Genomic DNA, 17,883 nt, shown 5'->3' with positions numbered 1-17,883 from the left:
GCGTGCGAGGACGGCGGTCGGTCGCCGGGGGCGTCCTCGGTGTCGGTGCCGTCCTCTGCTGCGCCGTGCCCGCCTCCGCCGAGGTCGCGGCCGCCGCCGCGGCACCCACCGTCCAGTGCCAGATCACCGACCCGCGACTCGCCGAGATCTCCGGTCTGGTCGACGTCGGCGACGGGGTCCTCGCCATGAACGACGGCGGCGAGGAGGTGGCCGTCCACCTGCTCGACCCCGCCTGCCAGGTGATCGACACCCATACCGCTCCCGTCGACCCCTACGACCCGGAGGACATGGCGGTCGCGGCCGACGGGACCGTCTGGCTGGCCGACACGGGGGACAACGCGGCCACCCGCACCACCGTGGCACTGCTGGCCGTCCGCCCGGACGGCACCACCGGCGTCCACCGGCTCACCTATCCCGACGGCCCGCACGACGCCGAGGCTCTCCTGCTCGCGCCGGACGGGACGCCGTACGTGGTGACCAAGGAGGTGCTGGGCGCCAGTGGCGTCTACAGCCCCACCTCGGCGCTGGTGGACGGTGGCACCGTGGCGCTGGCCAAGGTGGCCAGCGTGAACATGACGCTCACGGGCACGCCCGGAGGGCCCGTCGGCCGGGCCGGTCAGCTGCTGGTCACCGGCGGTGCGGTGTCCGGGGACGGCCTGCGGCTGGCGCTGCGGACCTACACCGACGCCTACGTCTGGCCGTTGGCAGGCAACGACGTCGTCGGCGCCCTCTCCGCGGAGCCGGTGGTCATCCCGCTGCCCGACTCTCCCCAGGGGGAGGCGATCACTTTCGCGGCGGACGGGCAGAGCCTGCTGGTGGCCAGCGAGGGGCTGCCGAGCGACCTCACCCGGGTGCCGCTGACGCCCGCCGCCACCGCCGCTCCGCCGGCGGCAGGAGAGTCGCCGGTGCCGAGCTTCGCCGATCTGAGCAGCTCCGGGCTGTCCCCGTGGACCTCGGCGCTGATCGCGGCCGCCGTGGCCACCGTGGTGCTCTGGATCGGCGGGATGCTGCGCCGGCGTCCCTGACCCGCACCGCCCCGTCCGGTGGGCTCGCTCGTCCCGACCGGACGGGGCTGGGCGTCAGACGCGGCGCAGGACGCTGACCACCCGGCCGAGGACGGTGGCCTCATCACCCGGGATGGGCTCGTACGCAGGGTTGTGCGGCAGCAGCCACACGTGCCCGTCGCGCCGCTTGTAGGTCTTGACGGTGGCCTCGCCGTCGATCATCGCGGCGACGATCTCGCCGTTCTCGGCGTTCGGCTGCTGCCGGACCACCACCCAGTCGCCGTCGCAGATGGCCGCCTCCACCATGGAGTCACCGACCACCTTCAGCATGAACAGGGTGCCTTCGCCGACCAGCTCGCGCGGGAGCGGGAAGACGTCCTCGACGGCCTGCTCCGCCAGCACCGGACCACCTGCGGCGATGCGGCCCACCAGCGGGACGTAGGTGGGTGCCGACAAGCCGGTGTCCTCGGCCGCGGGCTCCGCGGGTGCCGGGACGGCGTGCGGCGAGTCGCCGGGCAGGCGGACGTCCAGCGCGCGGGGCCGGTTGGGATCGCGTCGCAGCCAGCCCTTCTTCTGCAGCACGGAGAGCTGGTGGGCGACCGAGGACGCCGAGGAGAGCCCCACCGCCTCGCCGATCTCGCGGACCGACGGGGGATACCCGCGGCGCTCGATCGAGTCGCGGATGACCTCCAGGACGCGGCGCTGGCGCTGGGTCAGGCCGTCGCCGTCCGCACCCCGGTCGGGGAACGAGCTGACCGCCGCCGTGCCGGTCGCCGCGCCGCCGTCCGCCGACGTCCTGCGACCGCCTGAGCTCCCGCTCTTCTCCGCCACGCCGCCTCCTCGTCCGCCGCTCCCGCAGCGCCTGTGTCCGTCCCCCGGACGGTAGCGCCTCGGCGCCCGCGGATCAAACACATGTTCGAAGCTATCTCCGTGTCCGGTGGCTTTCGTCGGACCCGTGCGGTAGACATCGAACAGCCGTTCGAATCGAACAGGCGTTCGACCAACGGGCACCACCGGAGAGCTGGGGAGGACGGGTCATGGGGAGCGTCGCGCAGGCCGTGCTGGAGTTCGACGAGGAGGTGCGGGCGCCGTGGCGGCCGCGCCTGGTGGTCGCCGCCGAGGGCTCGACGTCGGCGCACGCACCCCTGTCCCGGCCCTCGCGCCGGAGCCCGTCGCGGGTCGGCATCTGCCGCCCGCCCGCGGTCCCGTCCGTGCCCGCCCGGCGCCCGGCGGCTCCGCGGCCCGAGGGGCGGGTGCCCGCACCGGCCGGCCGTGCCGGCAGCCGACCTGCGTCCGGCCGGGACGGGGTGGTGGAGCGGGCGTCGGCGGCCGGTCTGCGGTTGACCCGCCGCGCGCGGCGGCTCGCCGTGGTCATGGCGCTGGCCGCGGGCGTGGCGGTCGGCGCCTGGCTGGGGCCGCTCGTCGGAGATGATGCCGGGGGGCTGCGCCTGGCGGGGGAGAGCAGCATCGTGGTCCAGCCGGGTGACACGCTGTGGTCCATCGCCTCCTCGCTCGAGGGTGGTGGCGACGTCCGTGCCGTGATCGACCGGATCCAGGAACTGAACGACCTCGGTGGTGCCGAGCTCCTCCCGGGCCAGATCCTGCTCCTCCCGTGAACCGGCACCCGGGGGTCCGGCACGTGGCGCCCGGGGGCGATCGGGCTCCCCACCAGCAGGAATCCGGCAGGTGGGGAGTGACACCCGGAGCACCGCGGTCGCCCGGCGCCAGGGCAAGAGGTCCACAACGTCGGGCCGCGACTTCGTCAATCCTCAGTGCGAGCGCCTTCACGCTCAGTGGTCACTCGACCGCCTACGGTCGTCACGTGTCAGGCGCCATGGAGAACCGAGCAGCTGTGTTCACCAGCCAACCGCAGGCGGTCGAGGTCTACCAGGCCGGAACCTGGTGGGCCGGTGAGCTCCTCGGCTGGCGGCACGACGCCACCGGGTCCTGCCAGGTCTGGGTGCGGGTCGTCCTCGGCGGGGTGGAGGAGACGGCGTGGACGGATCTCGCGTCCCTCCGCCTGCCCGAACGGCACCTGTCGGTCGCGGCCGGGGGCACCGGCTCCGGGGCACCCGGCCCGGGCACCCAGGAGATGTCGGTCGCCCGCCACCCCTCCGGTCGCCGGGCGCGGTCCGCGGATGCCGACGGCCCGGCGACCGCCGGGCTGCCCATGGTGCGTGACCTCTCCGTCGTCCCCGACGCTCCGTCGGCCGGGGGGCGCCGCACCGCCGACGAGACGGCCCAGTTCGCCTCCGTGGGGCGCCGCCGCGCCCCGGAGGACACCGTCGCCCCGGCGACCGGCCGCCGCCGCGCGCCGGAGACGGCGGAGCGTCCTGCGGTCGGCCGGCGCCGCGCGCCGGAGACCGGTGAGACCCCCGCGGTCGGGCGCCGCCGCGCCCCCGAGGCCCCGACGCGTCCGCCCGTCCCGGCGATCCCGGGTCGCCACCGGGCCGCGGACACCGGTCTGCTCGCGGCGGTGCCCGCTCCGTCCCCCTCGGCCCCTGAGCGGGGGGCCTCGGCGTCCACCGTCGACGGCCCGCCGCGGGCGCGCCCGTCCGCCCGTCCCGAGCAGCCCGGAGGTCGCGGGGGCTGGTCGGCGCCGGAAGGGCTCGAGCCGGAGCTGCTGACCCGGCCGATGCGGCTCAGCGATCACGTGCCGCACGCCCGCCGTCCCCGTCTCGACGGATCCGCGCGCCGCGCCTGATACCCACCCGGCCCGTCGGCGCCGTCCACCGTGGTGGCATCGACCCGGGGGTCGTCGGCGCCGCAGAGTCCGTCCCACGCGTGTCCGGGGCGCCGCGGGTGCGGATCGTCCCCGGCTCGCCCGGCGCGCCCCGAGGCCGTCCCTGCTCGTCCGGAACGTTTCGCCCCCGGCCTGTCCGGCACGGTCGTCCCCGGATCCTCCGGTCGTCGGGCGCGTGCCGTCCCGGGAGTGCCGACGTCGGATGTGGGCCGTCCACGGGTGTGTGCCGCCTGGCGGCCCGGGCCGGCGCCGGTGGAGGGCCGGCGTCGCTCCGGGTGTCGTTCGGCACTGCCGCGGTGGGTCTCCCGGGCGCGCCGTCCCGGCGTGTCGTGTGACTCGTGGGGAGCGATGTCCTCCCTGGTGACCGCAGGGTCAGGACGGAACACGCCGACGATCCGATCTCTTGCACATCTTGTGTGGACCGGCCTAGGGTTCCCCTACATCTAGTAGTTACAGAGTTGTAAGCCTGTCCACAGGCTGCTCCCCAGGTTCTCCCCCGGACGTCCACCGGATGTCCCCAGGAGGGTCCACAGGAGCCGCTGACGGAACGGCTCTCGACCGGGAGGAGGTCCCCGCGATGCGCTGCCCGTTCTGCCACAACGCCGACAGCCGTGTCATCGACTCGCGGGAGGCCGACGAGGGAGCGACGACACGGCGTCGCCGCTCCTGCCCCAAGTGCGGCCGCCGGTTCACCACGGTCGAGGAGGCCGTGCTCGCCGTCGTCAAGCGCAGCGGGGTCAGCGAGCCGTTCAACCGGTCGAAGGTCGTGGCCGGTGTCCGGCGGGCCTGCCAGGGCCGGCCGGTGGACGAGGACCAGCTGCAGAAGCTGGCCCAGCAGGTCGAGGACGCCATCCGCGCCACCGGTGCCGCGGAGGTGCCCAGCAACGAGGTCGGGCTGGCCATCCTCAAGCCCCTACGCGAGCTCGACGAGGTCGCCTACCTGCGCTTCGCGAGCGTCTACCGGTCCTTCACCTCGGTGGCCGACTTCGAGAAGGAGATCGCCGAGCTCCGGGCCCGGCAGGCGCAGGCCCCCGAACCGACCGGATCCGTCCCCTCGGGCGCCCCCGCGGGCGGCTGAGAACTGTCAGTACCACCCGCTAGACACGAGTACGACGCACCCGACAGCACCGCACGATCGCGGCTCTTCCCCAGCCCTCCGATCCACCCACCGCGCACACGACACGGCGAATGACGACCGCGCCATTCAGATACAGGGAGAGCTCCACACCATGACCGAGACCGACGACCGCTTGGCCGGCTCCCGCACCCGACGCACGGCCAAGGCGCCGAGCCGGGGCAAGGGCCTGAAGATCAAGCGCGTCTTCACCACCGCCGGTGTGCACCCCTACGACGAGGTGACCTGGGAGCGCCGCGACGTCGTCATGACCAACTGGCGGGACGGCTCGATCAACTTCGAGCAGCGCGGTGTGGAGTTCCCCGCCGAGTGGAGCATCAACGCCACCAACATCGTCACCACGAAGTACTTCCGCGGCGCGGTCGGGCAGCCCCAGCGCGAGAGCAGCCTGCGCCAGCTCATCGACCGGGTGGTGCTCACCTACGGTGCCGCCGGCCGCGAGCACGGCTACTTCGCCAGCGAGGGCGACGCCGAGATCTTCGAGCACGAGCTGACCTGGATGCTGCTGCACCAGGTGTTCAGCTTCAACTCACCCGTCTGGTTCAACGTCGGCACGAGTGCGCCGCAGCAGGTCAGCGCCTGCTTCATCCTCGCCGTCGACGACGAGATGGACTCGATCCTCAACTGGTACCGCGAGGAGGGCCTGATCTTCAAGGGCGGCTCCGGTGCCGGCCTCAACCTCTCCCGCATCCGCTCGTCGAAGGAGCTGCTGTCCTCGGGCGGCACCGCGTCCGGCCCGGTCAGCTTCATGCGCGGCGCCGACGCGTCCGCCGGCACCATCAAGTCCGGCGGCGCCACCCGCCGCGCGGCCAAGATGGTCGTCCTCGACATCGACCACCCCGACATCGAGGAGTTCATCGAGACCAAGGCGCGCGAGGAGAACAAGATCCGCGCGCTGCGGGACGCCGGCTACGACATGGACCTCGGCGGCAAGGACATCACCAGCGTCCAGTACCAGAACGCCAACAACTCGGTGCGCGTCTCCGACGAGTTCATGCGCGCGGTGGACGAGGGCAGCGAGTTCGGCCTGCGGGCCCGCATGGACGGCTCGGTCATCGAGACCGTTGACGCGAAGACGCTCTTCCGCAAGGTCACCCAGGCCGCGTGGGAGTGCGCCGACCCGGGCATCCAGTACGACGACACGATCAACGACTGGCACACCAACCCCGAGACGGGCCGGATCAACGCGTCCAACCCCTGCTCGGAGTACATGAGCCTGGACAACAGCTCGTGCAACCTGGCGTCGCTGAACCTCATGAAGTTCCTCAAGAGCGACGGCACGTTCGACGCGAAGACCTTCGTGAAGTCCGTCGAGCTGGTCATCACGGCGATGGACATCTCCATCTGCTTCGCCGACTTCCCGACCGTGCCGATCGGCGAGACCACCCGCGCCTACCGGCAGCTCGGCATCGGCTACGCCAACCTGGGCGCGCTGCTCATGGCGACCGGCCACGCCTACGACTCCCGGGGCGGCCAGACCCTCGCCGCGGCGATCACCTCGCTGATGACCGGTACGGCCTACCGCCGCTCGGCGGAGCTGGCCGGCATCGTCGGCGCCTACGACGGCTTCGCGCGCAACGCCGACGCGCACGCCCGGGTGATGCGCAAGCACGCCGCCGCCAACGACGCCATCCGCCCGGTCGGCGCCGACGACGCCGACGTGCTCAAGGCCGCGACCCAGCAGTGGCAGGAGTGCCTGGCGATCGGCGCCGACAACGGCTGGCGCAACGCCCAGGCCTCGGTGCTGGCCCCCACCGGGACCATCGGCTTCATGATGGACTGCGACACGACCGGCATCGAGCCGGACTTCTCGCTGGTCAAGTTCAAGAAGCTGGTCGGCGGCGGCTCCATGCAGATCGTCAACCAGACGGTGCCGCGCGCGCTCAAGAGCCTGGGCTACCAGGAGGAGCAGATCGAGGCCATCGTCGAGTACATCGCCGAGCACGGCCACGTCGTCAACGCCCCGACCCTGCGCCCGGAGCACTACGAGGTGTTCGACTGCGCGATGGGGGAGCGGGCCATCTCCCCGATGGGCCACGTGCGCATGATGGCCGCGGTGCAGCCGTTCATCTCCGGCGCGATCAGCAAGACGGTCAACATGCCGGAGTCGGCGACGATCGAGGACGTCGAGAAGATCTACTTCGAGGGCTGGAAGCTCGGCCTCAAGGCGCTGGCGATCTACCGCGACAACTGCAAGGTCGGTCAGCCGCTCTCCGGTGGCAAGGGCAAGAACGACGGCACCAAGGAGGAGGCCGCCGTCGCGGTCGCCGCGCCGGACGCCCTCTCGCACCCGGTCCGCAAGCGGCTGCCGAAGAAGCGCACCAGCGTCACCACGTCCTTCAGCGTCGCCGGCGCCGAGGGCTACATGACCGCCGGCATGTACGAGGACGGCAGCCTCGGTGAGGTGTTCCTGAAGCTCGGCAAGCAGGGGTCGACCCTGGCCGGTGTCATGGACGCCTTCTCCATCTCGCTGTCCATCGCGCTGCAGCACGGTGTGCCGCTGGAGACCTACATCCAGAAGTTCACCAACATGCGCTTCGAGCCGGCCGGCATGACCGACGACCCGGACATCCGGATCGCCCAGTCGGTGATGGACTACATCTTCCGTCGCCTGGCGCTGGACCACCTGCCCGTGGAGAAGCGGGCCGGGCTCGGCATCTTCACCGCCGAGGAGCGGGCCGCGCAGGTCTCCGGCTACGGCACCTCCGCCTCGACCGACACGGTCACCGAGGAGGACGAGGTCGACCTGGAGCAGCTGCGCAACTCCGCGCCGATCGAGACCGCCAAGGTCGAGGAGAAGGTCACCCCGGAGGGCCCGACGTCGGTCAAGGAGGCGCACTCCTCGGCCGAGCTCCTCGAGCTGGTCACCGGGACCGCCACCGACGCGCCGCTGTGCATGACCTGCGGCACGAAGATGCGCCCGGCCGGCAGCTGCTACGTCTGCGAGGGCTGCGGCTCCACCAGCGGGTGCAGCTGATCAGCAGCTAGTCCCGACGACCGGCGCCCCGGTCCCGCCACGTGCGGGGCCGGGGCGCTCGGTCGTCCGTCCCCTGGAACGCAGGCGACCGTCCGCCGGGACGTGCCTCACCCGGGGAGATGGCGGAGGGGTGGCGCCACCGGCCGGCAGGTGACCCCGCCGTAGCGCAGCGATGCGACCCGCCCGTCGGCGTCCCGCTCGAGCCGGATCAGCTCACCGGCCGGGCCGAACCCGGGCTGGGCGGCGCTCCGCAGCGTCGATCCGTCCACGACCTGCAGCTCCTCCACGGTCGGCAGCGGATCGGGCAGCGTCGGTCGCACCATGACGAGCCGCCCGCCGAGCTCCGCGATGTCGAGCACGCCCCACAGCGAGGAGAACCGGCCGGTGAACGAGGCCGGGGGAGGGGCGCCGTCCGGCGGTGGCGGCACCTCGACCCGTGGCTGCAGGGCGAGGTCGACCAGCTTGACGAGCCCCACGGCGAGGTCCTCGGCCGGCCCGTCGATCGCGTTGGTCAGCACGCTGACAACGAGCCTCCCCACCGGGTCGATCAGGGTCTGCGTGCTGTGCCCGGGGTAGCCGCCGCTGTGCCCGACCAGCTCCCGGTCGCCCACGGTCATGAGAGCCATGCCGATGCCGTAGCGGCCCACCTCGCTGCCGTACGCCGTCACCACCGACTCCAGGCGCTGCATCAGCCGCTTCGAGTCGTCGGCCAGCAGCCGCTCGTCGCCGAAGTGGTGCCCCGCCCCGAACACGGTGAGCTCCTCGGCGGTCGAGAAGAACCCGGTCGCGGCGGCCATGGCCCCGGTGTCGGCCTGCCCCAGCGTCTCCCGCCGGTCCGCCCCGAGCAGCAGGGCGGTGTGTCCGGCCGCGAACTCCCCGGTCCGCGCCGGGTCGTGGTCCGCGCCGGTCCGCGTCAGGCCCAGCGGCTCGAGGACGGCGGAGCGCAGGTGCTCGGCGTACGGCGTGCCGGTGACCGCCTCGATCGCCAGGCCGACGAGGGCGTAGCCGACGTTGGAGTACTTGAAGTACTCGTTGCGCCGGTGGACGACGCCGTCGCGCAGCACCTCGGCGAGCACGGCGTCCCGGTCGGGGAACGGCTGCTCCAGCTGCCAGAAGTCGGCGGCGGCACCGTCGCGGGCGACGCCGGACAGGTGCCCCAGCAACTCCCGCACCGTGGCCCGCGCGATCGGCGAGCTTCCGGCGGACAGCTCGGGCAGGTGCCGGCCGATCGGGTCGTCCAGCCGCATCCGGCCGGCCTCCACCAGCTGCAGCACGGCGGTGGCGGTGAACATCTTGGAGTGCGAGGCGACGCGGAACAGGTGCCCGGTGGTCAGCGGGGTGCCGGCCGCGACGTCGGCCACGCCGACCGCGGCGGAGAGCACCAGCTCGTCCCCGGACCGGACGGCCACCTGCACCCCCGGCACGCGGCGGTGGGCTGCCTGGGCCTCGATCCAGGACAGCAGGTAGCCGGCGGCGGAGCGGACGGTGGCGGGAGTCGTCACGGGCGGTCAGCCTAGAGAGACTGCGGGCCGCCCCTGGACGCATCGGCCGCCAGCCGGTAGACCCGCGGGGTGCAGACCTCTCTCGCCGGCTTGGACATGCCCGTGGTGCTGCCCCGCTGGGTGCCCTCCGGCGCGGTGGAGGTCGTGTCGACCGGCACGGGGCGGGCCGACGCCGGCGGCCCCGCGTACTGGGACGACATCAGTCTCGGGCCGGCGGGGCACCGCGGTGGCCCGCGGCCGTGGACGGTGCGCACGCTGGCCCGCCGCGGTTGCCGTCCCGGTTCGGACGGCCGCTGGACCGTCGACCCGTCGCTCGACCGCGCGGCGGCCACCGCCGTGGTCGAGCTGCTGCTCAACCAGATCCCGTCCGGCCTGCCGGCCGACGACATCCGGCGGCTGGTGAACGCGGCGGGGGACACCGGCGACCGGGTGGCCCGGCGGCTGATGGACCAGCGCACCTGGCAGCGCACCCAGGCCGACGTCGACGGCCATGCGTTCGTGCTCTGGTACCACCGGCGTCCCGAGGGGTTCGCCGCCGTCGCCGACCTCGGGCCGGCCGTGCTCCTGGTGCACGGTCAGGTCCCGCCCGACGTCTGGGTGTTCGCCCTGGCCTGGCCGGAGCAGGCCCGCGCCCTGCTCGACCGGCCGCGACGTGCTGGACAGGCCACCGGTCGTGCGTGAGGCTGCGGGCATGGGCGCGAAGCGTTACTCGATCCCCGTCGACGAGCTGGTGGCCGGGTCGCGGGTACCGGTGACCGAGCAGGTCGAGGTGCACGCCGAACCGCAGCAGCCCGCGCCCGACCGGTCGACGGGCGTGCACCCCTACGGCGACGGCATGTCCGCGGACGCCGACGGCGACTGAGTCGCGCAGCTGTTCCGAGAACCGCTCAGCGGCCGCGGGGCAGGGCCGTGCCGTCGTTGCGCTTGGTCCAGCCGATCGCCGCGGTGGCGGCGAAGAACAGCAGCCCGACGACGGTGAGCCAGAACAGGCCCTCAATCACGGCGCCGATGACGCTGACCACCAGCCAGATGACCAGCAGCAGTCCGAGCAGGCGGAGCATCGCAGTTCTCCCTGGGTAGGCGGCCGGTGCTCTCCCCAGCCTAGTGCCGCCGCCCGCGGTCACCGGGCCCGTGGCCCCCGGTGTCCACGCGGCGGACGACCAGGAACGATGTCGCCATGTCCTACCGAGCAGCCGACGACCGCTACGACTCCATGACCTACCGCCGGACCGGGCGCAGCGGACTGGACCTGCCCGCGATCAGCCTGGGCCTGTGGCACAACTTCGGCGACGACGTGCCGTTCGACCGCCAGCGCGACATCCTGCGGCGCGCCTTCGACCTCGGCATCACGCACTTCGACCTGGCGAACAACTACGGCCCGCCCTACGGCTCCGCGGAGACGAACTTCGGCCGGCACCTCGCCGACGACTTCGCCCCGTACCGCGACGAGCTGGTCATCTCCACCAAGGCCGGCTACGACATGTGGCCGGGCCCCTACGGCCAGGGCGGGGGCTCGCGGAAGTACCTGACCGCCAGCCTCGACCAGTCGCTGCGGCGGATGCGCCTGGATCACGTCGACATCTTCTACAGCCACCGGCCGGACCCGACCACGCCGCTCGAGGAGACGATGGGCGCCCTCGACACCGCCGTGCGCTCGGGCAAGGCGCTCTACGCCGGCATCAGCTCCTACTCGCCCGAGGACACCGGGAAGGCGGCGGCCATCCTCGCCGACCTCGGGACGCCGCTGCTGATCCACCAGCCCTCCTACTCCATGCTCAACCGCTGGATCGAGACCGACGGCCTGCTGGACACCCTCGAGCAGGTCGGCGCCGGGTGCATCGCCTTCTCCCCGCTCGCCCAGGGGATGCTCACCGCCAAGTACCTGGACGGCGTCCCCGAGGGGTCCCGCGCGACGCAGGGGAAGTCGCTCTCGGCCGACCTGCTCACCGACGAGGCGCTGGGCCGCATCCGCACGCTGAACGAGATCGCCGGGAACCGTGGCCAGACGCTGGCCCAGATGGCGCTGGCGTGGGCGCTGCGCGACCCGCGGATGACCACGGTGCTGGTCGGGGCCAGCAGCGTCGCGCAGCTGGAGCAGAACGTGGCGGCGCTGGAGAACCTCGCCTTCAGCGACGACGAGCTCCGGTCGATCGACGAGCACGCCGTCGACAGCGGCATCGACCTCTGGCAGGGGCCGCGCACCGCCTGAGCGGGGGAGGACCACACCGGCCGCGGCTCCCGGCAGGCAGTACCCGGGAGCCGCGGTCGAGGTGTCACTCGGTGGCGGGCCCCTGGGGCACTCCGCCACCGAGGACGTACGTCCGCGCGTTGGTGAACTCCAGCGCGCCCGCCTCGCCGAGCTCCCGGCCGTAGCCGCTCCGCTTGGTCCCGCCGAACGGCAGCCGGGGGTCGGAGGCGACGACCGTGTTGACGAACAGCGCGCCGGAGGTGATCCGCCGGCCCACCGCGAGGGCGTGCTGGGGATCGCGGCTCCACACGCTGGCGCCGAGCCCGTACCGGGTGGCGTTGGCGACCCGCACCGCGTCGTCGTCGTCGTCGACCGGCATCACGGCCGCCACCGGCCCGAACGTCTCCTCGGCCATGACGGGCATGTCGAGGGTGACGTCGCCGAGCACGGTCGGGGCGAAGAAGGCGCCCGGGCCCGGCAACGGAGCGCCGCCGGCCAGCACGGTCGCCCCCGCCGCGATCGAGGCACGCACCTGGCCGTCCAGGTCCGCCCGCAGGTCAGCCCGTGCCATGGGCCCGATCGCGGTGGCCTCGTCGCGGGGATCGCCGACGCTCAGCTCCGCCACGGCCGCCGCGAACCGCCGGCTGAACTCCCCGGCCACGGACCGGTGCACGACGAAGCGCTTGGCCGCCAGGCAGCTCTGCCCGGTGTTGAGGAAACGGCTGCGCACCGCCCCGGCCACGGCGACGTCGAGGTCGGCGTCGGCCAGGACGACGAACGGATCGGACCCGCCCAGCTCGAGCAGGCTCTTCTTGATCGCCCGGCCCGCGCTGGCCGCCACCGCCGCGCCGGCCCGCTCGCTGCCGGTGAGGCTCACCGCGGCGATCCGGTCGTCCTCGACGAGCGCACGGCTCACCTCCGGGACGTCGGCCTCCGCGACGACGATGCTGCGGAAGACGTCCTCGGGCAGCCCGGCGTCCCGGAACACCTGCTCGATCGCGAGTGCGCACCCGGTCACGTTGGGCGAGTGCTTGAGGACGGCCGTGTTGCCGGCCAGCAGCGTCGGCGCGGCGAAGCGCAGCACCTGCCAGTAGGGGAAGTTCCAGGGCATGACCGCGAGGACGACGCCGAGCGGCTCGGCGGCCACCCAGCTGCGCTGCGCGCCGGTCTCCACCGGACGGTCGGCGAGGAAGCCCGGCCCGTGGTCGGCGTAGTAGTCGCAGGCGCTGGCCGACTTCTCGATCTCCGCCCGGGCCTCGCCGACGGGCTTGCCCATCTCGGCGGTCATCAGCCCGGCGAGCTCGTCGGCCCGCGCGCGCAGCTGCTTGCCGATGGCCCGCACCAGGGCGGCCCGGTCCTCGACCGGTCGCCCCGCCCACGCCGGCTGGGCCGCGTGCACCGCGGCGAGGACGTCGAGGACCGCGTCGACGTCCTGCGCCGGGTAGCGGGCCAGGGGCTCGCCGGTGGCCGGGTCGACCGTGGTGACCTCAGGCATCGATGGTTTCGTAGGTCTTCACGCTGCGCTCGGCCAGGTACTCGAGGATGTAGCCGAACACGTTCTCCTGGAAGTGCGGCGTGTTCTTGTGGTCCTCGTAGGCCTGGGCGTCGGCGTACTGCTCGTAGAGGAAGAACGTCTCCGGGTCCTCCGGGTTGACCTGGGCCTGGTAGAAGACGTTGCCCGGCTCCGCGCGGGACAGCGGCGTCATCTTCTTGATCACCTCGGTGACGCGCTCGGCCTCTCCGGGCTTGGCCTTCCAGGTGGCAGCGACGACGAACGCCATGTCAGTTGTCCTTCCGTTGGTGGGTCGGGGCAGGGGTGGGTGTGCCGACGGTGTTGCGCAGGACGCCGATCGGGCCGGCCTCCATCTCGATGACGTCCCCGGGCTGGATCCAGCGGTCCTGCTCGAGGCCGGAGCCGCCGGTGGCGGTGCCGGAGCCCAGCACCTCGCCGGGCAGCAGCGTCTGGTCCTGAGAGGCGTAGGCGATGAGGTCGCCGAACGAGTGGTGCATGGCCGAGACCCGGTCGCCGCCCCAGCGCTCACCGTTGACCCGCACCTCGAGCTCCAGGGTGTCGAGGTCGATCTCGTCCGGGGTGACGATGCACGGGCCGAGGACGTTCGACCCGTCCCACTCCTTGGCCTTGGCCGGGCCCATGCCGACCGGCAGCTCGCGCCGCTGCACGTCGCGGGCGGACATGTCGTTCCAGATCGTGTAGCCGAAGACGGAGTCGAGCGCGTCCTCGGCGCGCACGTCCCGGCACGGCCGGCCGATCACCGCGGCGAGCTCCAGCTCGTGGTCGAGCTGGCGGCTGTAGGACGGCCACGGCAGCACGGTGTCGGGGCCGATGACCGTCGTCCCCATGCTCCGGTAGTAGACCGGCACCTCGTACCACTCGGCCGGCACCTCGCGGCCCAGGTTCCGGTAGGCGTTGACCAGGTGCCCCTCGAACGCGAGGAAGTCACGGAAGGAGCGGGGCACCAGCGGCGCGAGCAGGCGGGCACCCGGGACCGCCCGCTCCACCCCGGGCGGGGCACCGGCCTCGATGAACGCCACCATGTCGCCGTCGAACCCGACGTCGAGCACCGTGTCGCCATCGAGCCGGCCCACCCGGGAGGGGACGCCGGACGACGCGTAGGTCACGAACCTCACTAGATGGTCGTGATCGGGCGCGACTGCAGCAGGTACAGGTCACCGGCGGCGTCGAAGGCCCACTCGATGTCCTGCGGGCAGCCGTGCAGCTGGGCGAGCTGCCGGCCCATCCGGGCCAGGGCCGCGCACTCGGCGTCGTCGAGCACCCGCTCGGCGTCGACCACCTTCGACCGCTTCACGGCCCCCTCGCGGGAGAGCGTGTAGTTGTCCGGGGTGGTCTCCCCGGAGACGACCGCTTCCCCGAGCCCGCGGGCGGCCTCGACGACCATGCGGTCCTTGCGGCCGTGCACCGGGTCGACGGTGAACAGGACGCCGGACTTCTGGCTGTCGATCATCTGCTGGACGACGACCGCCATGGCGACGTCCTCCAGGGAGCCCTTCTCCTGGCGGTAGAAGACCGCCCGGTCGGTGAAGAAGGACAGCCAGCACTCCACGACGTTGTGCAGCACCGCCTCCAGGCCCTCGGTGTTGAGGAAGGTCTCCTGCTGGCCGGCGTAGCTGGCGCCGTCGGAGTCCTCCGCGCAGGCCGACGACCGGACGGCGACCAGCCCCTCCAGCCGGCCGAAGGCCTGCTCGATCAGCTCGCGGGGCGGCCGGGCCGCGGCGACGAGTGCCCGGGCGGCCTCGACGTCCTGACGCCGCATGGCCTCCCGCAGGGACTCCTCGTCGACCGCGGCCGCGAAGGCCGCGGAGGTGATGACGAAGCCCGGCGGGACCGGCAGGTCCTCCGCGGTCATGGTCGCGAGGCTGGCGCCCTTGCCGCCGGTCAGCTCGACCACGCGGCAGCGGGGGTCGTCGAACGGCAGCACCAGCGGAGCGTCGGGCGTGGGCACGGCGGTCTCCTCGGTCGGGGTGTTCAGGGTGGCGGTCACGGGTGCCCTCAGAGCGACGTCGCCGGCGTGGTGCGGACGTCGCCGACGATCTCGACGCGGCCGGTGGAGCCGTTCACCCGCACCCGGTCGCCGGTCTTGATCCGGCGGGTGGCGTCGGAGGTGCCGACGACGGCGGGGATGCCGAACTCGCGGGAGACGACGGCGGGGTGCGAGGCCATGCCCCCGGCGTCGGTCACCAGCCCGGAGATCTTGGTGAACAGCACGACCCAGGACGGGCTGGTCATGCGGCACACCACGATCTCGTCGCGCTCCACCTCACCGAACTGCTCGGCGGAGAGGACGACCCGCGCGGTGCCCTCGACCACGCCGGCCGAGGCGGGCAGGCCGGGGATCTCGCCCTCGTGGGAGGGGGCGGGACGGTTCAGCTTCTCCGGGAAGGCCCACAGCGACCAGTACGGGAAGCCGACCGACTCCTCCGTCGCGGTGCCGATCCAGTCGCGCGGGCGCACCTCGTAGGCGTCCTCGCGGGCGTCGCGGCGGTCGCCGACCAGCTCCTTGGCGTCGAAGGAGTTGCTGCCCGCCATGAGGCGGCGCAGCTCGTTGTACTTGAGGTACATGACGTCCTCGGCGTCGTCGAGCGCGTCGGCCTCGACCAGCGTGCGGCCGATGGCGATCAGCACCAGCCGCACCCGGGCGTTGGTGCCCTGGTCGATGTAGAAGTGGTGGTCGGGCGTCAGCGGGTTCATCCGCAGGCTCAGCTCGAGCGCCCGCTCCAGCTCCTCGCGTGCCGGGCCGGGCTCGACGCCCTCGAACACCTCGGCCTTGGCCTTCTCCAGGTCGTCGGCGACGGCCTGCAGCTCGGCCGGGTAGTCGTAGTCGCTCTCGAGGTAGCCCCGGATCGCCTCGATGATCGGCGTGGGGTCCTCCCGCCAGGTCCTGAACGAGAACTCGTGGGCGTACATCGACTTGAAGCCGAAGGCCTTCTGGTAGGGCTCGATGTGCTCGGCGAGGAAGGCGCGGCCGGCGTCGGAACCCTGCAGGGCGCGCAGGACGTCGCCGGCGGTCGGGCGCTCGAAGGCGCGGGCCACCTCGCCCTGCTCCTTCTTCAGCCCTTCCTTGATCTGCCAGAGCTCCTCGATGGAGTCCCAGTTGCGGTTGACCGTCGAGCTCTGCAGCCGGCCCATGAGCGCGGAGTGGTCGCCCTCGCCCTTGGCGGCGGCGACCGCCGCGTTGAGCGCCATGGTCGAGGAGAACTGGGCGAAGTTGAGCACCCAGTGGATGGACCAGTGCCGGTCGTGCATGTCGATCGCGTCCTCGAGCAGGATCGCGAGCTCGACGAGGCTGGCGCCGTCGTAGTCGTACTCGTCGAACCGGACGAAGTTGTGCTCCATCTCGGGGCGCAGCCGGTCGCGCCACCAGTCGAGGAAGTTCTCCGCGTAGTAGGGCAGCGTCCAGCCCATGTAGGCACCGAGCTCGGCGGGGTCCGCCGGGTCCAGCGGCACGCGCGGGGTGTACCGGGTGCCGTACTCCGACGCCTCCGCCGACAGTCCCGGCGTCGCCGGGATCGCCGCGGTGTAGACGTAGCCGTTGACGACCTTGGAGATCCAGTCGGCGGCGAAGGGTGTCCCGAAGCGGCGGAACATGTAGTCGCACTTGAGCCACCAGCCGCCGATGTCGGCGTACATGGGGGAGATGGGGTTCGGGATGTGCAGGTCGTCGTGCACCCAGAAGAGCTCCCGCTGTCCCTCCTCCCACTGCACCGGGAAGTCGTCGTCCCCGTAGAAGGTTGCCAGGACCTGCTCGTCGCTCATGCCCACTCCGTCGTGAGTTGTGGTGGTGCGAGGTCGGGCGCCGGCGGAGGAGCGGCTCCTCCGGGTCTGCACCCGGATGTGGCGGCCCTCACGCCGAACAATCGATAATCAAGCAGATGCTGTGACAGGCGTCAACCCCCTGCCGGCACGGACCGGCGGACGCGGGCGTCCCCGCCCACAGGCGGCGCCGCAGCGGGCCGGTGGCTGCTTGACAGCGCCCGCCTCCGCAGCGCTAACTATCGATAACTGAGCGGTCTCCGAACTGTTCATCGATGAGAGGTGAGGGCATGCCGCGACCGGCTGGGCGCACCGTGCTGCTTCGCGACGCCATCAAGGAGCGCATCGTCGAGCGCATCCTGGACGGCACGTACGGGCCCGGCGAGCGCATCGTCGAGAGCGCCGTGGCGGCCGAGTTCGGCGTCAGCCAGGCGCCCGTGCGCGAGGCGCTGCGCGACCTCGAGGCGATGCGCTTCGTCGAGTCGCAGCCGCACCGCGGCGCGCGGGTGCGCGAGGTGACCGGCGAGGAGCTCGTCCAGATCTACCCGGTCCGGGCCGCGCTCGAGGAGGTCGCCGGCCGTGCGGCCGCCCCGCGGATCACCGAGGCCGAGCTGGTCCTGCTCGGCGACGAGCTCGCCGGGATGCGCCGCGCGGCACGGGCCGGCGACCTGCACGCGCTCATGGTCCACGACACCCGCTTCCACGAGATCATCGTCGAGGCCTCCGGGAACCAGGTCCTGCTGGACGTCTGGCGGTCGCTGCGGGTGGAGGCCCGGAGCCTGGTCAGCGCGCTGAAGAGCCACTCCGACCTGCACGCGATCGCCGAGCTGCACCGGCCGGTCCTGCAGGCCGTCGAGTTCCGCGACCCCGAGCTGCTCGGCAAGGAGATGCGCGCCCACATCGAGTTCTTCGGTGCCTCGGTGATCGGCCACCTCGGCGGCGCCGGCACCTGAGCCGGCCGGCCGGCCGACGAGGGCGCCGCACCCACGGGGTGCGGCGCCCTCGTCGTCGGGCGGTGCTGCCCGCCGGCCCCGGGGGACCGGC

17 protein-coding genes are annotated in these 17,883 nt (G+C 72.8%); 9 read left to right on the top strand and 8 right to left on the bottom strand.

Translation table 11 applies throughout. The features are described from left to right. The first annotated feature begins 2 nt into the window (after window positions 1-2). Window positions 3-1,025, top strand: a complete 1,023-nt coding sequence (locus BM142_RS07465) for an NHL repeat-containing protein (protein ID WP_254790620.1) — start codon at window positions 3-5, stop codon at window positions 1,023-1,025. Between the two features lie 54 nt (window positions 1,026-1,079). On the opposite strand, the gene lexA is transcribed toward BM142_RS07465, so the two are convergent. Continuing rightward, the gene (lexA, locus tag BM142_RS07460) at window positions 1,080-1,835 is read right to left on the bottom strand and encodes a transcriptional repressor LexA (RefSeq protein ID WP_092196144.1); all 756 of its coding nucleotides are present in this window, start codon (window positions 1,833-1,835) and stop codon (window positions 1,080-1,082) included. Window positions 1,836-2,041: 206 nt separating this feature from the next. Here lexA and BM142_RS07455 point away from each other — a divergent pair, with 206 nt between their 5' ends. The 4 genes from BM142_RS07455 (at window position 2,042) to BM142_RS07440 (ending at window position 7,859) form a co-directional block, all read left to right on the top strand. Continuing rightward, window positions 2,042-2,620, top strand: a complete 579-nt coding sequence (locus tag BM142_RS07455) for a LysM peptidoglycan-binding domain-containing protein (protein WP_092196143.1) — start codon at window positions 2,042-2,044, stop codon at window positions 2,618-2,620. 206 nt (window positions 2,621-2,826) lie between these two features. Next, the gene (locus BM142_RS07450) at window positions 2,827-3,708 is read left to right on the top strand and encodes a hypothetical protein (RefSeq protein WP_139228801.1); all 882 of its coding nucleotides are present in this window, start codon (window positions 2,827-2,829) and stop codon (window positions 3,706-3,708) included. Between the two features lie 616 nt (window positions 3,709-4,324). Beyond that, window positions 4,325-4,825 carry a transcriptional regulator NrdR gene (gene nrdR, locus BM142_RS07445; RefSeq protein ID WP_092196141.1) on the top strand — a complete coding sequence of 167 codons (501 nt, stop codon included), beginning with the start codon at window positions 4,325-4,327 and terminating at the stop codon, window positions 4,823-4,825. 151 nt (window positions 4,826-4,976) lie between these two features. Continuing rightward, window positions 4,977-7,859 (top strand): vitamin B12-dependent ribonucleotide reductase, encoded by a 2,883-nt coding sequence (locus tag BM142_RS07440; RefSeq protein ID WP_092196140.1) that lies wholly within the window; start codon window positions 4,977-4,979, stop codon window positions 7,857-7,859. A 107-nt stretch (window positions 7,860-7,966) separates the two neighbouring features. Here the strand turns inward: BM142_RS07440 and BM142_RS07435 are convergent, their stop codons facing one another. Beyond that, window positions 7,967-9,361, bottom strand: coding sequence for a serine hydrolase domain-containing protein (locus tag BM142_RS07435; RefSeq protein WP_092196139.1), 1,395 nt, complete (start codon window positions 9,359-9,361; stop codon window positions 7,967-7,969). 69 nt (window positions 9,362-9,430) lie between these two features. Here BM142_RS07435 and BM142_RS07430 point away from each other — a divergent pair, with 69 nt between their 5' ends. Next, on the top strand, window positions 9,431-10,042 hold the full coding sequence (locus BM142_RS07430; RefSeq protein WP_139228800.1) for a hypothetical protein: 612 nt from the start codon (window positions 9,431-9,433) through the stop codon (window positions 10,040-10,042). A gap of 10 nt (window positions 10,043-10,052) precedes the next feature. Next, window positions 10,053-10,223, top strand: coding sequence for a hypothetical protein (locus tag BM142_RS24430; protein WP_175527150.1), 171 nt, complete (start codon window positions 10,053-10,055; stop codon window positions 10,221-10,223). A gap of 25 nt (window positions 10,224-10,248) precedes the next feature. On the opposite strand, the gene BM142_RS24425 is transcribed toward BM142_RS24430, so the two are convergent. Further along, a complete protein-coding gene (locus tag BM142_RS24425) occupies window positions 10,249-10,422 on the bottom strand; it encodes a hypothetical protein (protein WP_175527149.1) in 174 nt (57 codons plus the stop codon). A 116-nt stretch (window positions 10,423-10,538) separates the two neighbouring features. On the opposite strand from BM142_RS24425, the gene mgrA reads away from it, so the two are divergent. Next, entirely contained in the window at window positions 10,539-11,570 is a 1,032-nt protein-coding gene (mgrA, locus tag BM142_RS07425; protein WP_092196137.1) for an L-glyceraldehyde 3-phosphate reductase, read from the top strand. Window positions 11,571-11,634: 64 nt separating this feature from the next. On the opposite strand, the gene BM142_RS07420 is transcribed toward mgrA, so the two are convergent. From BM142_RS07420 to BM142_RS07400, 5 genes are read right to left on the bottom strand one after another with little or no spacing between them, the layout of a single operon-like run. Then, window positions 11,635-13,044 carry an NAD-dependent succinate-semialdehyde dehydrogenase gene (locus BM142_RS07420; RefSeq protein ID WP_092196136.1) on the bottom strand — a complete coding sequence of 470 codons (1,410 nt, stop codon included), beginning with the start codon at window positions 13,042-13,044 and terminating at the stop codon, window positions 11,635-11,637. After that, entirely contained in the window at window positions 13,037-13,330 is a 294-nt protein-coding gene (locus tag BM142_RS07415; protein ID WP_092196135.1) for a putative quinol monooxygenase, read from the bottom strand. The genes BM142_RS07420 and BM142_RS07415 overlap by 8 nt, the downstream gene beginning before the upstream one ends. Window position 13,331: 1 nt before the next feature. Beyond that, window positions 13,332-14,198, bottom strand: a complete 867-nt coding sequence (locus BM142_RS07410; protein WP_092196134.1) for a fumarylacetoacetate hydrolase family protein — start codon at window positions 14,196-14,198, stop codon at window positions 13,332-13,334. Next, complete coding sequence (locus BM142_RS07405) at window positions 14,198-15,070, bottom strand: PEP/pyruvate-binding domain-containing protein (RefSeq protein WP_092196133.1); 873 nt, start codon at window positions 15,068-15,070, stop codon at window positions 14,198-14,200. Before BM142_RS07405 ends, BM142_RS07410 begins: the two co-directional genes overlap by 1 nt. An 8-nt stretch (window positions 15,071-15,078) precedes the next feature. Then, window positions 15,079-16,842 (bottom strand): PEP-utilizing enzyme, encoded by a 1,764-nt coding sequence (locus tag BM142_RS07400; protein WP_092196132.1) that lies wholly within the window; start codon window positions 16,840-16,842, stop codon window positions 15,079-15,081. Window positions 16,843-17,129: 287 nt separating this feature from the next. Between BM142_RS07400 and BM142_RS07395 the strand changes: the two genes are divergently transcribed. Further along, the gene (locus BM142_RS07395) at window positions 17,130-17,792 is read left to right on the top strand and encodes a GntR family transcriptional regulator (RefSeq protein ID WP_092196131.1); all 663 of its coding nucleotides are present in this window, start codon (window positions 17,130-17,132) and stop codon (window positions 17,790-17,792) included. Window positions 17,793-17,883: the final 91 nt, after the last annotated feature.

The sequence above is a fragment of the Blastococcus tunisiensis genome (genome assembly GCF_900112815.1).
GTDB lineage: Bacteria > Actinomycetota > Actinomycetes > Mycobacteriales > Geodermatophilaceae > Blastococcus_B > Blastococcus_B tunisiensis.
Note: the sequence above shows the minus strand (reverse complement) of the source record. Positions and strands in the feature narration are given on the sequence as shown.

Excerpts from the sequence above, each read along its gene's own strand:
- BM142_RS07455 (WP_092196143.1), top strand. The coding sequence starts at position 2,042 with ATGGGGAGCGTCGCGCAGGCCGTGCTGGAGTTCGACGAGGAGGTGCGG.
- nrdR (WP_092196141.1), top strand. The coding sequence starts at position 4,325 with ATGCGCTGCCCGTTCTGCCACAACGCCGACAGCCGTGTCATCGACTCG.
- BM142_RS07440 (WP_092196140.1), top strand. The coding sequence starts at position 4,977 with ATGACCGAGACCGACGACCGCTTGGCCGGCTCCCGCACCCGACGCACG.
- BM142_RS24430 (WP_175527150.1), top strand. The coding sequence starts at position 10,053 with ATGGGCGCGAAGCGTTACTCGATCCCCGTCGACGAGCTGGTGGCCGGG.
- BM142_RS24425 (WP_175527149.1), bottom strand. The coding sequence starts at position 10,422 with ATGCTCCGCCTGCTCGGACTGCTGCTGGTCATCTGGCTGGTGGTCAGC.
- mgrA (WP_092196137.1), top strand. The coding sequence starts at position 10,539 with ATGTCCTACCGAGCAGCCGACGACCGCTACGACTCCATGACCTACCGC.
- BM142_RS07420 (WP_092196136.1), bottom strand. The coding sequence starts at position 13,044 with ATGCCTGAGGTCACCACGGTCGACCCGGCCACCGGCGAGCCCCTGGCC.
- BM142_RS07415 (WP_092196135.1), bottom strand. The coding sequence starts at position 13,330 with ATGGCGTTCGTCGTCGCTGCCACCTGGAAGGCCAAGCCCGGAGAGGCC.
- BM142_RS07400 (WP_092196132.1), bottom strand. The coding sequence starts at position 16,842 with ATGAGCGACGAGCAGGTCCTGGCAACCTTCTACGGGGACGACGACTTC.
- BM142_RS07395 (WP_092196131.1), top strand. The coding sequence starts at position 17,130 with ATGCCGCGACCGGCTGGGCGCACCGTGCTGCTTCGCGACGCCATCAAG.